Origin of the sequence: Actinoplanes sp. GCM10030250, from assembly GCF_042666575.1 — a bacterium.
Lineage (GTDB): Bacteria > Actinomycetota > Actinomycetes > Mycobacteriales > Micromonosporaceae > Actinoplanes.
Map to the genome: position 1 here is coordinate 1 of NZ_JBHTDO010000096.1, position 1416 is coordinate 1416.

General features: G+C 67.2%; 1 pseudogene. It reads left to right on the forward strand.

Going from position 1 to position 1416, the window contains the following annotated elements:
- Positions 1–1416: pseudogene (locus tag ACFQV6_RS44175) on the forward strand (pyruvate dehydrogenase (acetyl-transferring), homodimeric type); the annotation flags it as partial.

Consider the following 1416-nt stretch of genomic DNA (forward strand, 5'->3'; position numbering starts at 1 on the left):
CCCGGTGATCAGTGATGGCCTGCCGAGCCAGCTTCCCGACATCGACCCTGAAGAGACCAACGAATGGGTCGAGTCGCTCAACGGAGTCATCGACGAACGCGGCGCCAAGAGAGCCCGTTATGTGATGTTGCGCCTGCTGGAGCGGGCCCGGGAGCGACAGGTCGGCGTTCCGCCACTGACGTCCACCGACTACATCAACACGATTCCGCCGGAGCGTGAGCCCTGGTTCCCCGGTGACGAGTTCGTCGAGCGGCGCATCCGCGCGTACATCCGGTGGAACGCCGCGATGCTGGTGCACCGGGCGCAGCGCCCGGAGATCGGCGTCGGCGGGCACATCTCGACGTACGCCTCGTCCGCCAGCCTCTACGAGGTCGGCATGAACCACTTCTTCCGCGGCAAGGATCACCCGGGTGGCGGCGACCACATCTTCTTCCAGGGTCACGCCTCCCCGGGCATGTACGCGAGGGCGTACCTCGAAGGCCGCCTGAGTTCCGATCAACTGGACGGCTTCCGCCAGGAGCTGTCCCACCCGGGTGGCGGTCTGCCGTCCTACCCGCACCCCCGCTTGATGCCGAACTTCTGGGAGTTCCCGACGGTCAGCATGGGCCTCGGCCCGCTGAACGCGATCTACCAGGCGCGCTACAACCGGTACCTGCACAACCGCGGCATCAAGGACACCAGCCAGCAGGCCGTCTGGGCGTTCCTCGGCGACGGCGAGATGGACGAGGTCGAGTCGCTCGGCGCGATCGGCCTGGCCGCCCGCGAGGAGCTGGACAACCTCACCTTCGTGGTGAACTGCAACCTGCAGCGGCTCGACGGCCCGGTGCGCGGCAACGGCAAGGTCATCCAGGAGCTGGAGTCGTTCTTCCGCGGCGCCGGCTGGAACGTGATCAAGGTCGTCTGGGGCCGCGAGTGGGACCCGCTGCTGGCCGCCGACACCGACGGCGCGCTGGTCAACCTGATGAACGTGACGCCGGACGGCGACTACCAGACCTACAAGGGCGAGTCCGGGTCGTATGTGCGGGAGCACTTCTTCGGCCGCGACCCGCGCACCCGCAAGCTCGTCGACAGTTTCAGCGACGACGAGATCTGGAACCTCAAGCGCGGCGGCCACGACTACCGCAAGCTCTACGCGGCCTACAAGGCGGCGTCGGAGCACACCGGCCAGCCGACCGTGATCCTCGCCAAGACGATCAAGGGCTGGACGCTGGGCTCGCACTTCGAGGCCCGCAACGCCACGCACCAGATGAAGAAGCTGACCCTGGGCGACCTCAAGGGCTTCCGGGACCGGCTCTACCTCGACATCAGCGACAAGCAGCTCGAGGAGAACCCGTACCTCCCGCCGTACTACCACCCCGGCGAGAAGTCCGACGAGATCCAGTACCTCCAGGAGCGCCGCCGCGAGCTGGGCGGTTA